Source organism: Algoriphagus boritolerans DSM 17298 = JCM 18970 (assembly GCF_900108085.1).
GTDB lineage: Bacteria > Bacteroidota > Bacteroidia > Cytophagales > Cyclobacteriaceae > Algoriphagus > Algoriphagus boritolerans.
On the sequence record NZ_FNVR01000018.1, the window covers coordinates 52,862 to 74,536 of the forward strand.

General features: G+C 43.4%; 23 protein-coding genes. 13 read left to right on the forward strand and 10 right to left on the reverse strand.

Translation table 11 applies throughout. From position 1 onward, the window contains the following. Nucleotides 1-58: 58 nt before the first annotated feature. The 5 genes from C4S61_RS22680 to C4S61_RS14705 all read left to right on the forward strand — a co-directional run bounded on the left by C4S61_RS22680 (nt 59) and on the right by C4S61_RS14705 (nt 1,348). Nucleotides 59-298 (forward strand): PLDc N-terminal domain-containing protein, encoded by a 240-nt coding sequence (locus tag C4S61_RS22680; protein WP_103925567.1) that lies wholly within the window; start codon nt 59-61, stop codon nt 296-298. A 21-nt stretch (nt 299-319) separates the two neighbouring features. After that, entirely contained in the window at nt 320-544 is a 225-nt protein-coding gene (locus tag C4S61_RS14695) for a PLDc N-terminal domain-containing protein (RefSeq protein ID WP_235010010.1), read from the forward strand. A gap of 3 nt (nt 545-547) precedes the next feature. After that, complete coding sequence (locus tag C4S61_RS14700) at nt 548-715, forward strand: PLDc N-terminal domain-containing protein (RefSeq protein WP_103925569.1); 168 nt, start codon at nt 548-550, stop codon at nt 713-715. A gap of 107 nt (nt 716-822) precedes the next feature. Continuing rightward, complete coding sequence (locus C4S61_RS21885) at nt 823-987, forward strand: hypothetical protein (protein WP_160111258.1); 165 nt, start codon at nt 823-825, stop codon at nt 985-987. Next, nucleotides 974-1,348 carry a type II toxin-antitoxin system VapC family toxin gene (locus C4S61_RS14705; RefSeq protein WP_103925570.1) on the forward strand — a complete coding sequence of 125 codons (375 nt, stop codon included), beginning with the start codon at nt 974-976 and terminating at the stop codon, nt 1,346-1,348. Before C4S61_RS21885 ends, C4S61_RS14705 begins: the two co-directional genes overlap by 14 nt. A gap of 5 nt (nt 1,349-1,353) precedes the next feature. Here the strand turns inward: C4S61_RS14705 and C4S61_RS14710 are convergent, their stop codons facing one another. Continuing rightward, entirely contained in the window at nt 1,354-2,247 is an 894-nt protein-coding gene (locus C4S61_RS14710; protein WP_103925571.1) for a TIGR01777 family oxidoreductase, read from the reverse strand. Between the two features lie 150 nt (nt 2,248-2,397). Here C4S61_RS14710 and C4S61_RS14715 point away from each other — a divergent pair, with 150 nt between their 5' ends. Then, a complete protein-coding gene (locus tag C4S61_RS14715) occupies nt 2,398-3,612 on the forward strand; it encodes a voltage-gated chloride channel family protein (RefSeq protein ID WP_235010012.1) in 1,215 nt (404 codons plus the stop codon). Here C4S61_RS14715 and C4S61_RS14720 read toward each other — a convergent pair. From C4S61_RS14720 to C4S61_RS14735, 4 genes are read right to left on the reverse strand one after another with little or no spacing between them, the layout of a single operon-like run. After that, nucleotides 3,609-4,427 carry an ion transporter gene (locus C4S61_RS14720; protein ID WP_103925573.1) on the reverse strand — a complete coding sequence of 273 codons (819 nt, stop codon included), beginning with the start codon at nt 4,425-4,427 and terminating at the stop codon, nt 3,609-3,611. The genes C4S61_RS14715 and C4S61_RS14720 overlap by 4 nt on opposite strands. A gap of 23 nt (nt 4,428-4,450) precedes the next feature. Further along, the gene (locus C4S61_RS14725) at nt 4,451-6,919 is read right to left on the reverse strand and encodes a bifunctional UDP-N-acetylmuramoyl-tripeptide:D-alanyl-D-alanine ligase/alanine racemase (RefSeq protein ID WP_103925574.1); all 2,469 of its coding nucleotides are present in this window, start codon (nt 6,917-6,919) and stop codon (nt 4,451-4,453) included. Between the two features lies 1 nt (nt 6,920). After that, complete coding sequence (locus tag C4S61_RS14730) at nt 6,921-7,994, reverse strand: lysylphosphatidylglycerol synthase transmembrane domain-containing protein (RefSeq protein ID WP_103925575.1); 1,074 nt, start codon at nt 7,992-7,994, stop codon at nt 6,921-6,923. A 2-nt stretch (nt 7,995-7,996) separates the two neighbouring features. After that, nucleotides 7,997-8,746: a segregation and condensation protein A gene (locus C4S61_RS14735; RefSeq protein ID WP_103925576.1), complete on the reverse strand. Its 750-nt coding sequence runs from the start codon at nt 8,744-8,746 to the stop codon at nt 7,997-7,999. 177 nt (nt 8,747-8,923) lie between these two features. On the opposite strand from C4S61_RS14735, the gene dxs reads away from it, so the two are divergent. Both dxs and C4S61_RS14745 read left to right on the forward strand, forming a co-directional pair. Next, nucleotides 8,924-10,837, forward strand: a complete 1,914-nt coding sequence (dxs, locus tag C4S61_RS14740) for a 1-deoxy-D-xylulose-5-phosphate synthase (RefSeq protein WP_103925577.1) — start codon at nt 8,924-8,926, stop codon at nt 10,835-10,837. A gap of 10 nt (nt 10,838-10,847) precedes the next feature. Next, nucleotides 10,848-11,615, forward strand: a complete 768-nt coding sequence (locus C4S61_RS14745) for an alpha/beta fold hydrolase (RefSeq protein ID WP_103925578.1) — start codon at nt 10,848-10,850, stop codon at nt 11,613-11,615. On the opposite strand, the gene C4S61_RS14750 is transcribed toward C4S61_RS14745, so the two are convergent. From C4S61_RS14750 to C4S61_RS14765, 4 genes are all read right to left on the reverse strand, one after another. Then, nucleotides 11,616-12,098 (reverse strand): GAF domain-containing protein, encoded by a 483-nt coding sequence (locus tag C4S61_RS14750; protein WP_103925579.1) that lies wholly within the window; start codon nt 12,096-12,098, stop codon nt 11,616-11,618. Further along, entirely contained in the window at nt 12,091-13,119 is a 1,029-nt protein-coding gene (ribD, locus tag C4S61_RS14755; RefSeq protein ID WP_103925580.1) for a bifunctional diaminohydroxyphosphoribosylaminopyrimidine deaminase/5-amino-6-(5-phosphoribosylamino)uracil reductase RibD, read from the reverse strand. The genes C4S61_RS14750 and ribD overlap by 8 nt, the downstream gene beginning before the upstream one ends. Continuing rightward, nucleotides 13,116-13,907: a DUF4382 domain-containing protein gene (locus C4S61_RS14760; RefSeq protein ID WP_103925581.1), complete on the reverse strand. Its 792-nt coding sequence runs from the start codon at nt 13,905-13,907 to the stop codon at nt 13,116-13,118. The genes ribD and C4S61_RS14760 overlap by 4 nt, the downstream gene beginning before the upstream one ends. A gap of 118 nt (nt 13,908-14,025) precedes the next feature. Beyond that, nucleotides 14,026-14,832 (reverse strand): DUF4382 domain-containing protein, encoded by an 807-nt coding sequence (locus C4S61_RS14765; RefSeq protein ID WP_103925582.1) that lies wholly within the window; start codon nt 14,830-14,832, stop codon nt 14,026-14,028. A 109-nt stretch (nt 14,833-14,941) separates the two neighbouring features. Here C4S61_RS14765 and dgt point away from each other — a divergent pair, with 109 nt between their 5' ends. Then, the gene (dgt, locus tag C4S61_RS14770) at nt 14,942-16,282 is read left to right on the forward strand and encodes a dGTP triphosphohydrolase (protein ID WP_103925603.1); all 1,341 of its coding nucleotides are present in this window, start codon (nt 14,942-14,944) and stop codon (nt 16,280-16,282) included. Between the two features lie 64 nt (nt 16,283-16,346). Here the strand turns inward: dgt and hflX are convergent, their stop codons facing one another. Next, nucleotides 16,347-17,612: a GTPase HflX gene (hflX, locus tag C4S61_RS14775; RefSeq protein ID WP_103925583.1), complete on the reverse strand. Its 1,266-nt coding sequence runs from the start codon at nt 17,610-17,612 to the stop codon at nt 16,347-16,349. Between the two features lie 202 nt (nt 17,613-17,814). Between hflX and rfbC the strand changes: the two genes are divergently transcribed. From rfbC to C4S61_RS14795, 4 genes are all read left to right on the forward strand, one after another. Then, nucleotides 17,815-18,369: a dTDP-4-dehydrorhamnose 3,5-epimerase gene (gene rfbC, locus C4S61_RS14780; RefSeq protein ID WP_103925584.1), complete on the forward strand. Its 555-nt coding sequence runs from the start codon at nt 17,815-17,817 to the stop codon at nt 18,367-18,369. Then, nucleotides 18,369-19,118 carry a tyrosine-protein phosphatase gene (locus C4S61_RS14785; RefSeq protein ID WP_103925604.1) on the forward strand — a complete coding sequence of 250 codons (750 nt, stop codon included), beginning with the start codon at nt 18,369-18,371 and terminating at the stop codon, nt 19,116-19,118. Before rfbC ends, C4S61_RS14785 begins: the two co-directional genes overlap by 1 nt. Nucleotides 19,119-19,127: 9 nt before the next feature. Beyond that, complete coding sequence (locus C4S61_RS14790) at nt 19,128-20,081, forward strand: NAD-dependent epimerase/dehydratase family protein (RefSeq protein ID WP_103925585.1); 954 nt, start codon at nt 19,128-19,130, stop codon at nt 20,079-20,081. Between the two features lie 162 nt (nt 20,082-20,243). After that, nucleotides 20,244-21,659 carry a tetratricopeptide repeat protein gene (locus tag C4S61_RS14795; RefSeq protein WP_103925586.1) on the forward strand — a complete coding sequence of 472 codons (1,416 nt, stop codon included), beginning with the start codon at nt 20,244-20,246 and terminating at the stop codon, nt 21,657-21,659. Nucleotides 21,660-21,675 lie beyond the last annotated feature (16 nt).

Sequence of the window (21,675 nt, forward strand, 5' to 3'; positions counted from 1 at the left end):
TAAGTTTTGTCAAAAAAAGCTATTTTGGATCGATGGTAAAAATACTAACTCAAACGATATGGATTTGATTTCTCCAGGATACGGATTGGTTTTTTGGCAATTATCAAGCCTGATTTACCTGGGATTTTGGATTTATGCGCTGTTTGATTGCTTAAGAACTGATTTTAGGGGACCACATCAAAAGTTGATATGGGTGATTTTGATCCTGTTTGCACCTGTGATTGGCACTTTTCTCTACATGAGCATGAATCGACGAACTAGAGAAAAACGATTATTCCGACCCGATTTTAAAAAGTAAGCAATTTTAAACTTTTACTAAATGACAGCACTATTTATCCAAAATATGGGAGGGGGAGTTTTGATTCTTTTCATGCTTCTTTCCATCGCCTATTTTATCCTGTGGGTTTATTGCCTCATCGATGCGATTCGGTCCAATTTCAAGGACCCCAACATGAAATTGATCTGGATTATCATTTTATTATTCGCACACGGATTGGGTCCGATCGCCTATTTGATTTTGGCCAAAGACTCTAAAACAAACTAGCCCATGTGGAAATTTCTCGGAATTATCGTTTACGCGTATACGATTTACGATGTCGTGACCAGCAAGTTTGCCAATTCTAATGATCGGCTGATCTGGATTTTGATCGTACTTCTCGTGCCTCTGTTGGGTACAGTGCTGTGGTTTGTGATTGGGAGGAATAAGAGGCTTTAGTCGACAGAATCCTTTTAGGTAAATTGATTTTCCAGATCGGATTAAATTTGAATATATTTTCGAGATTAAATTGCTACTGGAATTCGTTCCGCTGAAATAAAAGAAATATGGTAACGGTAATAAAAAAAGGATCGGATACAAAAGAGATAGAAAAGGCTCTTTCAAAGGTTAAAAGCAAAAAAAGCTTTGATGCTCAAAAGTATTGTGGTGCATTAAAGATCAAACAGGACCCACTTGTCATTCAAAGAGGAATGAGAAATGAATGGGAATAATATACTTCTAGACACCAATATAATTCTTTATCTATTGTCTGGAGACCAGACAGTTGCTGATTTCTTAAACAAGAATCACGTGTATATCTCCTTTGTAACTGAGTTGGAATTATTGGGATTTGTAGGAATAAAATCTGATGAAAAATTGATCATCGAAGGGTTATTGGCTGATTGTACTATAATCGATATCAATTCAGAAATTAAAAAGGGTGTAATTGAATTAAGAAAATCGCATAAAATCAAATTACCAGACGCCATTATTGCAGCAACTGCCTTGAGTTTGAACATTCCTTTTATGACTTCGGATAAACAGCTGAAGAAACTCAAAGAATTGAATATCCTATTTTATGAGAAAGAGTAAAGTTATTAGCTTCTAAAAATATCCTTCAGCGCAGCTGAAAGCTCATAAAACTCAAACTGAAATCCCGCCTTTTGGATTTTTTGGCAGGAAACACGATTTCCACCCAATACCATCGCCGCCATTTCTCCCAAAACAAGTTTCAAAGCAAATCCCGGTACTCCGATTCCGATATACGTTTTTCCTTTGGCATTGGCAGCCTCTTGGGTGAGTTGCTGATTGGTAGCAGGATTGGGACTGACCGCATTGTAGACTCCTTGGAGGGTGGTTTTCTCCAATGCAAAAACAAACATTCTGGCCAGATCTTCGATGTGAATCCAGCTCATCCACTGATCCCCCGAGCCCAGAGGTGCTGCCACGGGTGGCTTTAGCATTTCTCCCAAAGCTCCACCCTCGGCATCCAGCACAATCCCGATGCGAAGTAAGACAGTACGGATATTCAGGCTTTCCATTTTTTTTACTTCATTTTCCCAGGCTTTTACCACCTCGGCAAGGAAATCAGTTCCTGCGGGACTGTTTTCGTCCACTAGAGAAGTCCCGGTGTTGAATCCATAATAACCAACCGCTGATGCAGAAATAAAGGTGTTTGGCCGGTTTTCTGCTTTTTTTAGGGCGTTGTAAAGTAATTGAGTGCTTTGGGTGCGGGATTCGAGAATCAGTTTTTTGCGCTCCGGTGTCCAGCGTTTCTCCGCCACGCCCGCTCCGGCCAGATGAATGATCGCATCCGCCCATTCGATGGCTTCAGGGTCGATCTCCTGTTTTTCGATATTCCAGATAAATGATTTTTGTCCAGATTGAGCTGATCTGCTCAGCCAGGCAACCTGATATCCCTTCTTTTCCAGAAGGGAGGTGATTTGTTGACCTATCAGTCCTGATCCGCCGGTGATTAAAATAGTTTGCATAATGAAAATTTCTAAAGTAACCTTAAAAACCCGGAATTAGTTGGCATGTACGATTTCGAGACAAACGTCCGAGCATTAAGTTTGGGTTTATTTCTTTGATTTTAACACACTTTTCTGTTTTCAGCCTTATTTTGCGCTAAATCCTTACCCGTGAACGGAAAAGAATTTACGAGATACGTTGCCCTTTGGCTTGGACTGGCTACTCTGGTGGGCGCTCTCTCCGGCTCAGCTTCAGCGATTTTTCTGGTTTCGCTTGATTGGGCGACCAATTTTCGAGAAGCGAATCTATGGTTGATCGCATTTCTTCCATTGGCTGGCTTTGGCATCGGCTATGTCTATCACCATTATGGGGCCAATTCTACAAAAGGGAATAATCTCTTGCTGGATGAACTGTACCAAAGTAAAAATCCAATTCCCTTGAGAATGACTCCCCTCGTGCTTTTTGGGACGATTTTCACGCATCTTTTCGGCGGATCAGCAGGAAGGGAAGGAACAGCAGTGCAGATGGGCGGATCATTGGCAGATCAGCTGACCAAGTGGTTTTCGCTCAATCAGGAAAATAGAAGGTTGATTATCATCTGTGGTGTTGCCGGAGGATTTGCTTCCGTTTTTGGGACTCCACTGGCTGGAGCGATTTTTTCACTGGAATGGATGTTGACCCGAAAATTTCGCTGGAAATCCATTTTTCCGGCATTTTTGTCCGCATTTGTGGCGGACTGGATCTGTGAGTTGGCTTGGGGAGTTGGGCATACACAATATTCTATTCCGGAGATCCCGATTCACTCCCTGGCCAATTTGGCTTGGGTGATTCCGGCTGGAATCGCCTTTGGACTTTCGGCACGGCTTTTTGCCGAGACAGGACATGGGATTTCGGCCATTTTCAAAAACATGATTTCCTATCCTCCGTTTCGGCCGGTTGCTGGAGGAATCCTAGTGGCGTTGATTGTCTTTTTCACTGGATCTACAACCTATATCGGACTGGGTGTACCCCAGATTGTGGAGGCCTTTGAGGTTCCTTTACCTTGGTATGATTGGCTGGCAAAGACTGGATTGACTGGTTTGACCCTGGGATCGGGATTCAAGGGTGGGGAAGTGACCCCCCTGTTTTTCACCGGTGCTACTTTGGGAAATGCACTTTCGGCATGGATTCCTTTGCCTTTGGCACTTCTGGCGGGGATGGGATTTGTCGGGGTTTTCTCAGGTGCTACGAATACACCAATGGCCTGCACCGCGATGGGAATGGAGCTTTTTGGCTATGAATCGGGTATTTTTCTAGGCTTTGCATGTGTTATCGCCTACTTATTCAGCGGAAAGAGTAGTGTTTACAGTTCTCAGAATCTTGCGGAAAAATATCGTAAGAGTTAATCGGGGATCTTTTCTCCACATTTTCTGCAAAAATTATCTCCCTTTTCCAATTGGTCAAACCCGCAGTAGGTGCAGCTTTTTACGTCCTCATAGTGCTCCGGTCTTTTTCTTTTTCTCCTGGCCATTTCTGAACTCACGATCCCGGTAGGTACCGCAATGATAGCATAACCCATCAACATGATCAGGGAAGCCAAAAACTGGCCGATGGGAGTCTGTGGGGTGATGTCTCCGAATCCCACTGTAGTTAAGGTTACGATGGCCCAGTACATTCCCACGGGAATACTGGTGTAGCCATGTTCGGGTCCTTCGACCACAAACATCAGTGTTCCCATGATGAGGACGATGGTCAAAACGGAGAAAAGGAAAATCTGGATTTTTGCGGCACTGGCTTTGAGTGATTGCCGTAAGAAGTCAGCCTCAGAAAGATACCTGCCGAGCTTCAGAATCCGAATTACGCGGAGTAGTCTTAAGGCCCGAATGACTGAAAGCAATTGAGTATTGATGATGAAAAAACTGAGGTAAACGGGCAAAATCGCCAGCAAATCGACTATTCCATAAAAGCTGGTGACATATCTTAGTGTCTTGCTGGTCAGCCAGATTCTCAGGAGGTATTCTAAAGTAAAAATGAAGGTAAAGGCCAGCTCCATGATGTAAAAAATCTTGCCATACTTCAGATGAAGTTCACCCACAGAGTCTAGTATGACCGTAATTATCGAGCCAAAGATCAGCCAAAGTAATACCAAGTCAAAAGTCCTCGAGGCCTTGTCATTGGACTCAAAAACGATATGCGCAAGTTTTCTTTTCGATAAAATCATTGAGGAATTTAGAGAAAATTAGGTCAATCCAGATAATAAACCCGTTTTACCCGAGCACTGATATTGGTCAGCAATTCATAAGGAATCGTGCCAATCTGGTCTGCAAGTTCATTTAATGAAATTTGTTCACCGTAAATCACGGCTTCATCCCCCACTTTTGCATCGATTTCACTCACATCCACCATCGTCATGTCCATGCAGACATTTCCAATCACAGGTGCTTTTTTTCCATTGATCAGGACATATCCCTTTCCTCCTGAAAATCTGCGGTCATATCCGTCAGCATACCCGATAGCTAAAGTGGCGATTTTGCCGCCCTGAGGTAATTGGCCTTTTCGTGAATAGCCAACGGTAGCTCCCGGGGGGAGTGTTTTCACCTGTGAAATAGTGGTTTTCAGGGTGCTGACAGACTTTAGATTGGCATCAAATTTACCGGTGACTTCTACTCCGTAGAGTCCGATTCCCAACCGGACCATATCCATCTGAAAGTCAGGGTACCGTACAATCCCGGCTGAGTTGAGTGCATGAATCAGGGGCCTATAATCCAGAATTGACTCGATTTCTGTTTTCATTTCAGTGAATAAGCGAAGTTGTTCCAGTGAGAAGGCTTCATGTTCCTGCTCATCAGCACCTACGAGATGCGTGTAAATGCTGGCTATTTTCAGTTCAGGAAAATCTTTAATCAGGCTTTTCAAGGCATTCAAGTGCTGTTTTTCAAAGCCAAGTCGATGCATACCTGTGTCCAAATCTAAATGGATGGACACTTCTACCTGCTGGTTTTTGGCATAATTCCCAAGCTTTCTGAAAAACTCAGGACTGAAGACGACCGGCTCAAGCCGGTATTCCCGAAGTAGATCGAAGGATTCCTCGACTGGATTGAGCACCATAATCGGAAGCCGGATTCCCTGCTTTCTCAGTGTCACACCCTCATCTGAAAACGCGACGGCCAAATAATCTGTCCCCATGGTTTGCAGGTGATTGGCAATCTCAGCAGCTCCTCCTCCATACGCAAATGCCTTCACCATGACCATCATTTTGGTTTGGGGCTTCAGCAGTTGCTTAAAAAAATTAAAATTATGAGTCAGGGCATTTAGATTGATTTCCAACGTGGTGCCGTGAATGCGTTGTTGAAGTTTATTAACTATCCGCTCAAATGCAAAGGGTCTGGCTCCCGTAATCAGAATCAAGTCATTTTCAAACGTATCTGGATTAATGGATTGAAGTAGGGACTCTGTTGACGGATAGGCTTCAAACTTTCTTGGGAAAAAATCCCTCAATCGAACGACTTCATTTCCCACACCGATGATTTGGTCCAGATCATAGGAATTGATAAGTTCGGCAACTTCGGCATAGACTTTTTCAGGAAACCCCTGCTGCAGGAGATCAGATATTATCAGGATCTTTGACCGTTTTGGCCGTTGTAGACTCAGGAATTCCAATGCCACCTTCAGTCCGGCAATGTCATTGTTGTAGGTGTCATCGATGATCAGCGAATCATTTAATCCTGGCTTTAGAGTGAGTCGCATATCCACGGGTTTCAGGTGATTCAATCCTTCCTGAATTGCAGTAGCATCCTGTCCTAGAGTCAATGCAGCGATGATCACATGAGTGATGTTTTCTATCGAGGCAGAATGGGTAAACGGAACCTGAAAAGTATAGGTGCTCAGCAGCTTGTTTACGAGGATGATTTTGCTTCGCGTATCCTGATTTTTCACTGAAACCGAAAAGTCAGAGCCTGGATTTTCGGACCAGGAGATCAGTTTTTCTGCAGAGAATGAAGCCTCAATTTCTTTGCTGACAAGAGGCTGGTCTTTGCAGTAAATCAGCAGTTTGGTTTTGGAGAAAAGCTGAAGTTTCTCCCGGATTTTTTCCCCGATGCCAGAAAAGCCCTCCTCATGTGCGGTTCCAATATTGGTAAAGATTCCCAAATCCGGTTGGATCATTTGGGCCAGTGTTTCCATTTCACCTTTTTTGGATATGCCCGCCTCAAGGATTGCAACCTGATGATAAGATTGAATTCCAAAAATGGAAAGAGGCACTCCAACCTGAGAGTTGTAGCTTTTTGGGCTTTTCGCAACAGTAAAGCTTTCGCTCAAAATCTGTCCCAGCCACTCTTTTACTATTGTTTTTCCGTTGCTTCCGGTGATGCCTAAGATCGGTTTTACAAACTGTCTCCGCTCAAAAGCAGCAATAGCCTGAAGCCCCTCGCGCGTGTCCTTTACTTGAATAAAAGTAGCCTTGGTGAGCAGTTCTGAATCAGATCGCCAGTCATGGTGTACCAAAAACACGCGGACACCTTCAAGGATCAACCCAGGGATGTAATCCGCGCCATCCGCTTTTGCACCACGCAGCGCAACAAACAAACTTTGTTCCGGCTGAATAATCTGCCGCGAATCGATGCTGATTTGGGCTATTGTTCCCAAAAATCCTTTGCCAAGAACTTTTCCTTTTGTGATTTCTTCGAGTTGGGCTATGGATAAAGCGGTAAGCATGTTATTCTTCTTCTTCTTCTTCGAGCTTTTTCTTTTTGAAAAAAACCTGACGAATCCATCTTGGAAGGAAAATAGCTCCTAAAATCAAATAAGGATAATAGGAAAACAGACGCCAGACTATACTGGTCACAAAGGTGTAGCCACCCAAGAATTGAGCAAAGAATTGTGCATAGAAAAACTCTGCTGTCCCACTACTGCCGGGAGTAGGCGAAATCATCATCACGATCCACATAATAACCTGTCTGGCAAATACGATGATTTCCTGCTCCATGGATAAAGGTACAAAAGCAGAGATCAAGGCATTGAGCATCAGGTAGCGAGAGGTCCAGATAAAAATGGTAGCTCCGATAATCGGGAGCCAGTATCGCATGTTTTTACCCCGTAATTCACGTGAGGCCTCTATGATCTGATTGCCATATTCTTGCGCATCGTGTTTCCATTTTCTGAGGAATTTGATGCTGAAAATCTTGATTAACACCCATTTGAATACCCTCGGTCTGTAAAAAAGTGCCGCCGCCATCACCAAACTGTAACCGGCGTAGAGACTATAACTTATCCAAAAAATAGCCTGAAGACTATTTTCCATCTGAGTTTCTAAGAGCTTGCTATCCGGGAAAATATTTCCTTTAGCAAAAAATAAGATGATCGGTGCCCCAATGACAAAGAAGAGGTTGTCCAAAATGGCCGTCACCATCACAAAGGCAATCGCCTTTCCCATTTTTATTCCTTCTTTGTTAAGAATAAACATCGCCACAGCTGTGCCTCCAACAACAGATGGGGTAACTGCCGAGGCAAACTCCCAGAGGATGATCACATAGATCGCCCTTCCCCATGTGAGTTGTCTGTCGGTGATCTCGCGGATGCGGTAGACGTACCCAAAATCTCTAAAAAAAAGCACCAATACCGCAAAAAACAACCAAGGGATGGAAGCATCAAAAACTACTTTGAGTGACTCAGCCGTGATCGAGGGATCAAAATAAAACATCCCAAAAACTATCCCTAACCCGATGATGATAGGCACCCAAACTTTATTTGGGTTGAGGGTTTGAAAGATTTTTTTGTTATCCAGCTTCATCGTCAGGCTGTAGCGATTGGCTCAGGCTTCTCTACCCAAAAATTATTGTATCCTTCACCAATAATGATGGTAACCATCGAAAGTTGAAGCAGTTCGAGAATTGCTAAGAAAGTATAAATCACAAAGATTTTTTCTGGTTTGTACTGGATGAATTCATCAAAAGGTACCGGTTTTTTGAAGCTTATTTTTTCCAAAACAAAGTCTTTTTGCTGCTCAATGGTGTAAGGGTACTGAATTACAGTATGTTTGGTTTCGTCTACTCGTGAGGCAAGTCTAGCCATACATTTTTGGAACACCTTGAGCAATTTATAAAGGTCCACATGCTGCATCTCTGCTTCAACGTCCTCATTTTTGCTAAGTTCCAAAAGTTCTTTTGCCAGATTACCTCTTTTTTCTTTTGAAAGTCGATTTGCTTCCAGTTGGGCAAGGTCTTCTATGACAGATTTATATTTTTTATACTCCAATAAGTTTCTGATGAGTTCCTCCCGGGGATCGATTTCTTCTCCTTTTTCATTCAATTCTGGCCGTGGCAACAGCATTCTGGATTTAATTTTCATCAAGGTGGCTGCAAACAGAATAAAATCACTGGCTACCTCGATCTCCATTTTCTCCAACTGGTGAATGTAATCCAGGAAGTCATTGGTAATCTTGGAGATCGGAATATCATAAATATCGAGTTCGTCACGCTCAATGAAGAACAGCATCAGATCGAAAGGACCTTCAAAGAGCGGTAATTTGATCTCGAAACTCACCGAATTTTAATTTTATTAGTTAATTTTACAGACTATCAGCCAAAGATATTCAATTAAGCTAAATTATACGGAGGCGAAAAGAATAAAGCAAAACGGTGTTTTTATCCTTTTTTTTGGCAGTTAAAACAAACGAATCGACTTGCTGTTATTTCTTTTAGACACCCTTTACTTCAGAAAATGCAAATCACTCCAGGAGAATTACTCGCTCAAATCAATACTCCAGATGACCTGAAGAAATTTCCGAAGGACAAACTTGTGCAAATCTGTGATGAACTCCGCCAGTTTATCGTGGATAATGTATCCGTTTACGGTGGTCATTTCGGGGCAAGTTTGGGGGTTGTTGAATTGACCGTAGCACTACATTATGTGCTCAATACTCCTGAAGACCAATTGGTATGGGATGTAGGCCATCAGGCTTACGGGCACAAAATCCTGACAGGAAGAAAAGATAAATTCCACACCAACCGGGTTTACGGTGGAATTTCAGGTTTCCCAAAACGAAAAGAAAGCCAATTTGACACCTTTGGTGTGGGGCACTCCAGTACTTCTATTTCGGCGGCATTGGGAATGGCAGTAGCTTCCAAATACAAAAACTCAAACATCCAGCATGTCGCAGTGATCGGTGATGGCTCGATGACCGGTGGAATGGCATTCGAAGCCATGAATCATGCAGGGGTGAGTGACACGAATCTCCTGATCATTCTGAATGACAACTGTATGTCCATCGACCCCAATGTTGGGGCATTAAAAGATTACCTGACTGACATCACCACTTCGCATACTTACAATAAAGTCAAAGATGAGGTGTGGAAAATGCTGGGCAAATTCAGTAAGTTTGGAAGCAGTGCTCAGGAGGTCCTCTCCAAAGTAGAAGGAGCGATCAAATCGGCTTTACTCAAGCAAAGCAATCTCTTTGAATCATTAAATCTTCGCTATTTCGGCCCCGTCGACGGACACGATGTGAATCACCTCGTTGAGATTCTGAGAGACATGAAGAATATTCCGGGACCTAAAATCCTGCATTGCATTACGGTAAAAGGAAAAGGCTATGCCCCTGCCGAAAACGGCAATAAAACTACCTGGCATGCGCCCGGGACTTTTGATAAAGTGACCGGAGAAATCTTCAAAAAAGTACCTTCAACTCCCCAAGCCCCAAAATATCAGGATGTATTCGGGCACACACTGGTTGAATTAGCGGAAATGAACCCAAAAATCATGGGTATCACGCCAGCCATGCCGTCCGGTTCTTCGCTGAATATCATGATGAAGGCCATGCCGGATCGTGCCTTTGATGTGGGAATCGCCGAGCAACATGCCGTGACATTCTCTGCCGGTCTGGCTACTCAGGGCTTGGTTCCTTTCTGTAATATTTATTCCACATTCATGCAGCGAGCCTATGACCAAGTGGTGCATGATGTGTGCCTTCAAAATCTCCCTGTTGTATTTTGCCTCGATCGAGCAGGTTTCGTAGGTGCGGATGGACCTACTCATCATGGCGCGTATGACATCGCTTATTTCCGCTGTGTGCCAAATCTTGTGGTTTCTTCACCTATGAATGAAGAAGAACTTCGAAATCTGATGTATTCAGCTTCCCTTCACGAAGGTCCTTATTCAATCCGATATCCAAGAGGAAATGGGGTGATGCCAGAGTGGAGAACTCCATTTCGGTTGATTCCGGTGGGTCAGGGACGAATCGTCAAAGAAGGACAAGATGTGGCTATCCTGTCAATTGGTCATATCGGAAACTATGCGGTGGAAGCCTGTTCAGTCTTGAGCAAAGAGGGACTTGATCCCGCACATTATGATATGCGGTTTGTCAAGCCACTGGATGAGGAATTGCTGCACGAGATCTTTGGTAAGTTCAAAAAAGTAGTCACTCTTGAAGATGGCTGTCTGATGGGTGGTTTTGGTTCGGCTGTCCTGGAGTGGATGGTTGACAAGGGCTATTCCGCTCAGGTGAAGCGGCTGGGTATCCCTGATAAGGTCATCGAACATGGAGAACAAATCGAATTGCATCGTGAGTGCGGTTTTGATCCTGATGGAATTGCTGCTGCGGTAAGGAGTCTTTCAGAGGTTGTTCGCATTTCTTAAAAATTTCAAAATGTCTGGTATTCATTTTTTTGAGAGAGGAAAAGGATATCCTTTAGTCCTGATACATGGATTTTGTGAGACAGGAAACATGTGGGCTGATTTTGCTGAAGCGCTTTCCAATGAATTTCGGGTGATCTGTCCTGATTTGCCGGGAATCGCGAATTCTCCAATTTCAGAAGATCAGATTACTTTGGAGGAAGTAGCGGTCAGTTTGGAGGATTGGATGAAAGTCAATCAAATCGAAAATCCAATTGTTATAGGCCATTCATTGGGCGGATATGTTTCCCTTGCCTTATTGGAATTAATGGGCAATCGAATCAAAGCGATCGGTCTTTTTCACTCCACAGCTTTTGCAGATGATGGGGAGAAAAAGGAGATGCGAAACCGTACCATCACTTTTCTTAGAAAATATGGAGTGGAAAAATTTGTCACCTCATTCGTTCCTCCACTTTTTTCAGAAAACCGAAGAGCAGAATTGTCCAAAGAAATTGAATTGGCCATTGAGGACGGGAAACGCTCCACGCTGAATGGGCTGATTGCATATGCAGGAGCCATGCGAGACCGAAAAGAACGTTTGGATATTCTCAAGCTTTATTCCGGGCCAAAATTATTGATCGCCGGAACGGAAGATGCTGCGGTGAAAATTGAATCGAGTCGCGCTCAAAAAGATGTTTTTTCCCATTATTATGAGCTTCAAGGCGTGGGTCACATGGGAATGGTCGAAAGCAAGGAGGAAACTTTGGAGCTTATCAGAGCCTTTGCTTTGGAATCACTGTAGTCAAAGCGTTTTTCCCAAAATCCCCATCAGTTCTTCCAGATACTTCTGGTCGATTTCGTCGAAGTCAGTTAGTTTGTCACTGTCCACGTCCAGCACCATGGCGACCTCATTTCCTTTGAATACGGGAACGACTATTTCGGAGCGCGAAGCAGAACTGCAGGCGATATGTCCTGGAAAAGCATCCACATCAGGGACGAGTTGCGTTTTGCCCTCTTTCCAAGCTTCGCCACAGACGCCCTTGCCAAAGTTGATCCGTGTACATGCGATTGATCCCTGAAACGGACCCAATACTAACTGCTCATTTTTCACTAAGTAAAATCCTACCCAAAAGAAGCCAAATCCCTCTTTCAGAGCTGCAGAAATATTGGCCAAGTTGGCATAGACATCTTCCTCACCTGTAATCAGTGCTTCGATTTGAGGAATTAGCGCTTCGTATTTTTCAGCCTTAGCAGCTGATTCAGGAATAAATAAGGTCTCAGCCATGATGGTAAACTGTCAAAATATCTTCTCCGATGCAAAGTGATTCAGTGGGCTTTTGGTTCAAAACCGGAGCAGAAATGCCCGCTCCAAATTTGGATTTCCCTGTAAAAACCCGGGCTTCATCCCAGAGTCCACATTCAATGAATTGAGTCAAAACGCTACTCCCCCCTTCTACGATCAGACTTTGGATTTTTCGAGCGTATAGCTCAGCAAGTATAGTTGAAATCGAAAAACTGTCTCCTAGATTCATGAAATCAAGGTTTTGATGAGTTTCTGATATTTTGCTATTGAAGCAAATGGTAGGGATCGACCCATCGAAGAGTCTCAGGCTCCTTGGCAAATCCAATTTGGAATCCACTACAATCCGTACTGGATTTTTTCCTACCCAATCGCGTACGTTTAGGCTTGGATCATCATGGAGCGCGGTGTTTTTTCCAACCAAAATTGCATCTTCTTCGGCTCTCCATTTATGGACCAACTGTCGACTTTGAGTCCCGCTGATCCATTTGGATGAAAAGTCAGTGCGTGCAATAAAACCATCTTCTGTTTGGGCCCACTTCAGGATCACGTAGGGACGTCGCTTTTCGATTTGGGTAAAAAAGCGTCTGTTTTGCCATTTGGCTTCCTGTTCCAAAATTCCGGTTTCAACTTCAATGCCTGCTTTTTGAAGGATCTCTATCCCTTTTCCACCTACCAGTGGATTGGAATCAATCGTTGCGATTACGGCTTTTTTCACCTTTTTATCCACCAAAAGATTGGCGCAGGGAGGTGTTTTTCCCCAATGGGCGCAGGGTTCTAAGGTGACGTAGACAGTTGATTCGGGAAGCAAATTGGGATTTTCTACAGATTGGATCGCATTGACCTCAGCATGAGGGCCTCCATAGATTTGGTGAAATCCTTCTCCGATGATTTGTTCATTATAAACGATGACACATCCGACCATTGGATTTGGGCTTACATACCCTCTTCCGTTTTCGGCAAGCTCCAATGCCCGCCGCATGAATTGTAGATCCTGTTCGGTCATTTTCTTGTCAAAGTGATTCGCTCCAGTGGTGTGATTTTTCCTGATTCGACGATTACTCCTCTGATGGTATCAGAATTATACCGGCTGTTTTTTGGGTCGATGTATACATCATAGGTCCCTGGCTCCAGGCGAAACGAAAAATTCCCACTGGTATTGGTGTGTGTGCTGACGGAGTCTTCCCCATTTACTGCAAAAATCACCGGTCGGACTTCAGATGGACTGGTCGTACCGGTTAATTCTCCCCTTCCTATATCCGAATAGGCCGAAATTGTAGGATTAAAATCCAGGGTAAGCGGTTCAGGATTGGTCACCTGAATGGACTTTTCCAGATCAAAATCCAAGATCAAATCATAGGAAAATCCCTGTTCGAGATTGATGGAAACGGGTAAGTAATAGTCGGTAATTCCTTGAGGTAATTCAAGCGGAAAGCGATCTTCATCCAGGTAGAGCGAATTTCGAGTACCCAGCTTCAGGGTGATGCCGGTGACTATGCCCAGCTGGGTTTCATTTCTGGCGACCGGCAATACTGTCCCTGCTACAAGCTTTGAAATATCCACTTCTTTGTCTCCAGGCTCATACGGCAGAAAGATTTTCTGAACATCACCTTCTCTTCCATTTGGAATAAGCTCCAGCTCGACTCCCTGAATTTCTACTATCACAGAATCCCATTGAGCTGGCGAATCGATCAGGAGAATGTTTACCAATGCTTTCGGACTGTTGTCAAAGTCTTTACACGAGCAAACCAAAATCGGAAAAAGTAGGAATAGGATTAATCTCAATTTATTCACGCATCAAATTTAGGGCAAAAGTCCTCAATACAAGAAAATTCCTTTTTGGGAATAAAAGAAAAATGCCCCCGCAAAGTGTCTAACTTTTTGGGGGCATATCAGGCATTCGGTTATTTTTTTACTTCTCTACAAGCGTAACTGGAGGCACTGTGGTGACCTTTTCTGCCTCAACTACAATTCCATTGACTGTGACGGGCTCATAGCCCTCATTCGGCATGAAGGTCAGATCGTAAGTTCCGGGTGTAATACCCTGAATGACATAGTTGCCATTTTCATCGGCAAAAGTATTGAGATCAATTCCGTTTACTGTAACGGTAATCATGACAGGTTGGGCCTCAACCGGCAAAACTTGCCCCTGAACGCCTTGAGATTGTTCAAGGAAAGCACGAAGAACAGGCTTAAGAATTATGTTTCCGGAGTTTCCTGCTACAACGATGGACTTGGCCATGTCAAAATCAATAATCAGATTGTAAGTATTTCCAGCTTCGAGAGTTTGATCTACTTTAATTTTTAGGCCGCTTTGCTGTGCACTTGGAGTTTTTAATTCAAATCGTTCTCCATCTTTCGTGAGGTAGTTGTCCTCTCCGAGAATGAGACGGATTTGATCGATATTACCTTCAGGAAAGTCCTCAGAACCAAGCAAAAGGGAATTTCCACCAGTCAAATCCAATAGATTGACATATCTGCTGCCTTCAAAAACTATTTCATTCCAAGAGTCATCATCTTCAGTCATCTCGCTTTCCTCATTTTCGGCCTTTACTCTTAAGGCAAGTACCTCGATCCATACTTCATCGAAATCTGCTGGCGCATCTACCAGATAGAAGTTTACTCTGGCTTGACCGGATTTAGGACTGTTATTAATATCACAGGCGAAGGCTGCGAACCCTAACAGGAATACCGTAAGGTTTTTAATAATAATTTTCATGGGTGTGGTAATTTGGTTTATTCCTACCTAAAATTCAATCACCATGCCAGTTCATCAAAGTTTCCTCAAATACCGGATATATCTCAGGAGCTGATTAATTTTGGGGATGATGAAATGGGAAAAGTTGCTGGCTAGTGGCCGTTTTGGTGAAACTCCAAAGTCACTGAATCTGGATGCCAGCCGCACAGAATTTGAAATAGATTACGATAGAATCATTTTTTCGGCACCTTTCAGGAATCTTCAGGACAAGACGCAGGTTTTTCCGCTTCCGGAACAGGCCTTCGTACACACCCGATTGACGCATAGCTTGGAAGTTTCGAGCGTTGGCAGATCTTTAGGAAAAGCAGCGGGGGAAATTCTCCTCGAAAAGTATCACACACTACAGAACTTGGGTATTTCCTCCTCAGCTATTGGCTCGATAGTGGCTGCCGCTGCCCTTACTCACGATATAGGAAACCCTCCTTTTGGACATGCAGGAGAAGAAGCAATTTCGGACTTTTTCAGATTTCATCCTTACGGAAAAGTCTGGGAAAAACACGTCAGAGTAGATCAATGGTCTGATTTGATCAATTTCGAAGGCAATGCGCAGGGATTCAGAATGTTGGTCTCCAAGCAGTTTGGTCTAAATCTTACGTATGCAACGCTTGCCGCCTTTACCAAATATCCCCGACCAAGTCTTATTCCGCAACGTGATATCGCAAGAAAAAGTCAGAAAAAATTCGGCTTTTTTATCAATCAGCTGCTGGATTTTGAGCTGATGACCGATGCACTGGGAATTGAAAAAACCAGCGCGGAATGCTGGGTTAGGCATCCACTTGCATTTTTGGTGGAGGCAGCGGATGACATCTGCTACAACATCATTGATCTGGAAGATGGCTGCACGATGGGCTTAGTAAGCTTTGAGGAAACAGTTGGTCTTTTAAAGCCGATTTTGGGAGAAAAATTCGACAAGGAAAAACTCAAGGATCGGACTCAATCTCAAAACCTTGCAATTTTGCGGGCTATGGCAATCGGTCAATTGATTCGGGAGACTGTAGAAGTTTTTGGTCACTATGAAGAAGGGATGCGCAAGGGTAATTTTGACAAAGCGCTGACGGAAATTATTCCTTCGGCAAAAGCGCTCGCTTCCATTTCAACTGCATCTGTGAAAAGTATCTACCGCTCCAAGGTTGTCTTGGAAAAAGAGGCAGCAGGATTTCAGGTGCTGGAAGGGCTCTTGACTGTCTTTTCACAGGCGCTTTATCACCAGTTTTATAGTCCGGAGTCGTTTTCCGGTCAAGACAAAAGTATTTTGAGATTGCTGCCCGAGGACTTTCCACTTAAAGGCTGGGGCGCTGAAGTCAACCCCTATCCCCTGCTTCGGAATTTGGTGGATTTTATTTCAGGTATGACAGATAAGTTTGCACTTAATCTATACCGACGTGTCAAAGGGATTTCATTTCCGGGTTAAAAGGGAAAAAAGAAACGGCGAAGAATCAATCCTCACCGCTAAATTTTGTTTAATCGCTTTAGGCTTAATTCAAATTGTCTTTTTCTGACCAGTTAACTACCTCATCTTCGAGGTAATGTGGATAGATTTTTCGATGCTGTTTTTTTACTTCTACTAATAGAGAAGCTCGAAATTCTTCCACATTTTCGGCAGAGGAGGCAGCCATAAACACCGGCTTAATCCCGTTTTTCTTTTCATAGGCATCGCTGAGGGCTTTGAAATCGACATACCGAGTTTCCTGGAGTTCGTGCTCGCTGATGTGCAAGGATTCTTCTTCGGAAGGCATTTGCTGGACCAAATCGATCTTGTTGAATACCAACAGAACAGGCTTGTCTCCAGCTTTCAATTCATTCAATGTCTGCGTCACCACATTAATTTGATCTTCAAAAGCATGATGCGAAATATCCACCACATGCACGAGTAAATCAGCCTCGCGAATTTCTTCGAGCGTGGATTTGAAGGACTCGATAAGGTGAGTTGGTAATTTTCGGATAAAACCCACCGTATCCGAAAGAAGAAAAGGGATCGTGTCCAATACGACTTTTCGCACAGTAGAATCTACTGTAGCAAACAGTTTGTTTTCAGCAAGGATATCGGTTTTTGTAATTAGGTTCATCAGGGTACTTTTTCCTACGTTGGTATATCCTACCAAAGCCACGCGAACCACTCCTTTTCTACCTTTGCGCTGTGTAATACCCTGTTTTTCTATTTCCAGAAGCTTTTCTTTCAGGAGGGTTATCTTTGTACGGATGTCCCTTTTATCCGTTTCAATTTCTTTTTCACCTGAACCTCCCCTGGTGCCGGTACCACCTCTCTGACGCTCCAAGTGTGTCCACATGTTGGTCAACCGAGGGAGGAGATATTGATATCTAGCGAGTTCGACCTGGGTTTTTGCCTGGGCAGTCTGCGCTCTTTTCAGGAAAATATCAAGAATTAGCAAGGACCTGTCATAGATTTTCACCTTGATTTCATTTTCCAGATTTCGCATTTGGGAGGGGCTGAGGTCATCATCAAAAATGACCATATCCACTTCGAAATGCGCGACGTATGCTTTGATTTCTTCCAGTTTACCGGAGCCCACAAAAGTCCTGATGTCTGGTTTTTCCATTCGTTGAGTAAATCTGTAAACCGTCTTGGCGCCGAGAGTTTCCGCAAGGAAAGCAAGTTCATCCAAATGTTCCTCCACTTCCGGATCGCTTTGTTGCTGACGAATCAGTGTGACCAAGATGGCGGTTTCTACTTTGGGAGCGGTGTCGTGAAGTTTTTGGAGTTTCCTTGAAAATTTATTCATAGCAGGTTCTATTCGCTTTGAGAAAGGGCAATTTTAGACAAATGGTTCCTCCAAAAAAATTGGAGCGAATCACGCCGGGTTGATGAGACCTTGATTTTCAGTTTTTGAAATGCAAATTTGCCTATAATTCCTTAAAGTAGATTAGGATAGTCAATTTGGGAGTAGTTATTTTACCGCTCCAAGCACCAGAATTAATTTTCCAATGGCAGAGTTGCGCAGCACTCCAATAGAAGGTCTTCTTGAAATCTTTCCAAGAGTTTTCCACGATAGCAGGGGCTATTTTTTTGAATCCTTTCGAATGGATTGGTTTATAAAAGAAGAGATTAGCGTAGACTGGGTACAGGATAATCAGTCTTTTTCCCAAAAAGGAACTGTTCGTGGGCTTCATTTCCAGGTGGCTCCTTTTGCACAGGCCAAGCTGGTCCGCGTCATCACCGGCAAGGTGCTGGATGTGGTGGTGGATTTGAGGAAGGATTCTCCTACTTTCGGAGCGCATTTCTCCACGCTGCTAGATGGGGTTAAGCACAATCTGCTTTACATTCCTGAAGGATTTGCACATGGGTTTTCTGTTTTGGAGGATGCGATTTTCGCCTATAAGTGCTCTAATTATTACCATCAGCCTTCTGAAGGAGGAATCCTTTGGAACGATCCTGTGTTAGGAATTGACTGGCAAATCCAAAGTCCGATAATCTCAGATAAAGATCAACTCTGGATGACTTTGGAAGAATTCAAAAATCAAACTAATGGAGGTTTATGATGGGCTGGTTAGATGTTTTTAAAAGAAAACCAGAGGAAGTGATACCGCTTGACCTTTCTTGGCTCAAAGTCGACATGCATTCCCATTTGATACCGGGAATAGACGACGGATCCAAATCAATGGAGGAGTCGATAGACTTGGTAAAAAGACTGGCAGGTTATGGATTGGAAAAAATCATTATCACTCCGCATATCATGTCGGAATATTATCGAAATACTCCCGAAATCATAGAAATGGGATTGGAGGATCTTCGAAAAGCTATCAAGCAGGAAGGGATTGGAATCCAAATCGATGCTGCTGCGGAGTATTATATGGATGAGATTTTTCTCGAAAAAGTAAAGGCAGGTGAAAAGATGCTGACTTTTGGAGATAATTATATTCTTGTCGAAACGGGATTTATCAATAAACCCCAAATGCTTCTGGATATAATTTTTCACTTGGAAATGGCGGGGTTTAAACCTATCCTGGCTCACCCTGAGCGTTATCAATATCTGTTAATGGATAAGAAACTTCAAGAAGATCTATTCGACAGAAAACTCCTCTTTCAGGTCAATTTGTTGTCATTTACAGGTTTTTATTCCAAGCAGGTGAAAGATTTTGGGGAATTGCTGGTGGAAAAGGGTGTAGTCGCTCTGTTGGGAACAGATTGCCATAATGAGCGCTATTTGGACATGCTCGAAACACTTCCAAGCAATCGGAAGATTTATGATAAAATCCAGCACCTCGATTTGATCAATACCCGACTTTAGAAATTGGCTATGAATATTTTAATCACGGGAATAACCGGGCTTTTTGGAAGCCAACTAGCCCGGGAGTTTAGCCAATTGGGGAAAATTCATGGACTCAGGCGTGAGGGATCAAATTTGGACTTGATCGGTGATGTGGAGGTCCAATGGCATGTCGGCGAACTTTCCAACATGGAATCCCTCATGGAATCCCTTTCAGATATAGATCTCGTGATTCATTCTGCGGGTTTGGTATCTTTTTCATCAAAGGACAAAGAAAAACTCTATGAGGTTAACGCCATCGGCACAGCAAACCTTGTCAATGCGATGTTGACTACTGGAGTCAATAATTTAGTATTTGTAAGTTCAGTTGCGGCGATTGGGAGAAGTCCTGAACTGAGCGTAATCGATGAAGAATTTAAATGGACCGAATCTCCCTTGAATACCGAATACGCAGTTTCCAAATACTGGGCAGAATTGGAAGCCTGGCGTGGTGAGCAGGAGGGCTTGGAGTTGATTGTGGTCAATCCATCAATTTTACTCGGAAAATCAAACTACGGAAAAAGCAGTTCAGCGATTTATTCTTATGTTTTGGAGGGGAATAAATTTTTCCCAAAGGGGGATCTGAACTACATCGATGTGAGGGATGCTGCCAAAATCACCCGTATGCTCGTAGAAAAGGAAGCTTGGGGAGAGCGGTTTATTTTAAATAGGGAAAGTATTTCGTATCAAGAATTCTTCGCGGAAGTTGCGAAGGTCTTTGGTAAAAAAGCACCAAAATTTCCTTTGCCTGATTCGTTGATAACATTGGCGTCTGCATTCAATTCTATATTCCGCACACTGGGTCTGAGCAATAGTCCACTGAACAAACGGACGGCGATGATTGTGCAGCAAAAGCTCCGCTTTGATAATTCAAAGATTCAAAATCTGCTCGATTATTCATATTTCCCGATCAGAGAGACCTTAGCATGGGTAAAAGAGAACTGAAACAAACTTATTATTCTAACCAGGCGTTAATTCAACAGCTGACTCATTGAATCATGCAATTTTTCATTTCAGGAAAATATCAGGCTGATTGGAAAATTTAAACGACCTGTATTTTGTGATATCTCATTTATTGGTATCTTAAATAAACCATAACATCACCGAATGACCGGAGATCACGATCACGACTGGGAAGAAGATAAAAAACTCGTTGAGCGTTTTGAAAACTCCCTGAAGTCCAACCTGGACCTCTATTTTGAAGAAGAAGAACTGGAAGACATCATCCGGTTTTACTTCGATCAGCAAAAGTTCCTCAAAGCCCTAAGAGCTTCTGAATATGCCCTTGAAAAGTTTCCCTTTTCTGTGGAAATCCGGCTGCTCAAGGCTCAGTGTCTCATTTTCAATGATGAGTTGGAAGAAGGCCTGGGTATTTTGGAAAATCTCAACAATCTCTCCCCCAATAATGAGGACATCGTTTTGGCTTTGGCCAATGCACAGATTCTGGCCGGAAATCATCAGGAAGGAATCGAACTTTTGGAGAATTATTTGCCATTGGCGGAAGATAAAGCAGAGGTTTTTTACTCACTTGGGAACCTCTACAGAGCCAAAGGAGACAACGCCAAAGCCAGCGATTATTTCAAGGAAGCAGTCAAAAACCGGATCAATCACGAGGACGCCTTGTTTCAATTGGCAATGATCACTGAGGAAGAGGGTTCATTTGACGAAATTCTCCAATTCTACCAGGAATTCATTGATCAGGATCCTTATTCTGCCGGAGCTTGGTACAATCTGGGCGTGGTGTACAATCGCCTGGGCCGGTTTGAAGACGCCATTTCGGCTTATGAGTATGCCCTGATCATCGATGATGCGTTTGCGTCTGCCTATTTCAACATGGGCAACGCCCTGATGAATACGCATCAATACGAAGCAGCGCTGGAAGCCTATCAGAACACCATCAACTGTGAAGGAGTCAATGCAGAAAACTGCTGCTACATGGGTGCAGCCTATGAGAAGCTGGGCAAAATTGACGAAGCGTTCAAATACTTTAAAAAGTCAGCCAAACTGGATGAGGAATATGATGATGCCTGGTTTGGGTTGGGGATGTGCATGCTGAAAAAGGAAAAATTCTTTGAGGCTATCCATTATTTCAAGAAGGCGTTAAACCTGAATAAGGAAAATGCCAACTTCTGGGTCGGATTGGCAGATGCCGAATTCAACCTTGGAAATATGCAGGCAAGTTCTGAAGCCTACGAAGAAGCAATTAACCTGGAGCCGGGAATCATGGAGACCTATGTCAATCTCTCGGTGATCTATTTTGAGCAAAACCGCTTTGAAGAAGCTGTTGACGTGGTTCGTGAGGGAATCGAAGAAGCACCAGAGGAGCCAGAGCTTTACTACCGCATGGTGGTCTACCTCGTCAAGATGGGCAAATACAAAGATGCGTTTTCATATTTAGAAAATGCGTTAACTTTGGACTTCGATAAGCATACTATCTTGTACGAATTGATGCCTGAGTTGAAAGAACAAAAGGCGATCTACAAGATCATCGCTCAATATCGGGATGACCATTCCCTGCTCTAAATTTTAAAACCTGGCA